The sequence below is a fragment of the Methylophaga sp. UBA4204 genome (genome assembly GCF_002379485.1).
In the GTDB taxonomy this organism is placed as follows: Bacteria; Pseudomonadota; Gammaproteobacteria; order Nitrosococcales; family Methylophagaceae; genus Methylophaga.
Genome location: NZ_DFTU01000090.1, coordinates 27,977 through 28,443 on the forward strand (window position 1 = coordinate 27,977; position 467 = coordinate 28,443).

Here is a 467-nt window from a genome sequence, read left to right on the forward strand (position 1 = left end):
TGTTCCGTTTCGGGAGTTTTTGGGTTCGGCCCTCGACGTGCTCGGGGCGCCCATGTCCGATTTTACACCGGGACGGGACGCGCACGTCCTGAATGCAGCAGGGGTGCCCGTAGGGGCACTCATCTGCTACGAGGCGGTCTTTGGTGCTGAAGTCACGGAACTTCTGCCCGAAGCGCAGGTGCTGGTGAATGTCAGTAATGATGCCTGGTTCGGCAGCTCGCTCGGCCCTCTCCAGCACTTCCAGATGGCCCGCATGCGTGCCATCGAAACCGGACGTGACCTACTGCGAGCCACGAACACGGGTATCACAGCAGCTGTCAGCTACGAGGGAAAGATCCTCAAGCGCGCTCCTCAGTTCCGCGTAGCCAGCCTCAGCGTCGAGGTGACACCGCGAACTGGTGCGACCCCTTATGTGCGCTGGAGGGATTGGCCTGTCCTTGGTGTGATCGCACTCGGACTCGGCTTGC

1 protein-coding gene is annotated in these 467 nt (G+C 61.7%); it reads left to right on the forward strand.

Annotation, left to right across the window (positions count from 1 at the left end):
- Positions 1-52: 52 nt before the first annotated feature.
- Positions 53-467, forward strand: a 415-nt coding sequence (locus B3182_RS13505; RefSeq protein WP_292753082.1) for an apolipoprotein N-acyltransferase, incomplete at its 3' end; no start/stop codon positions are given.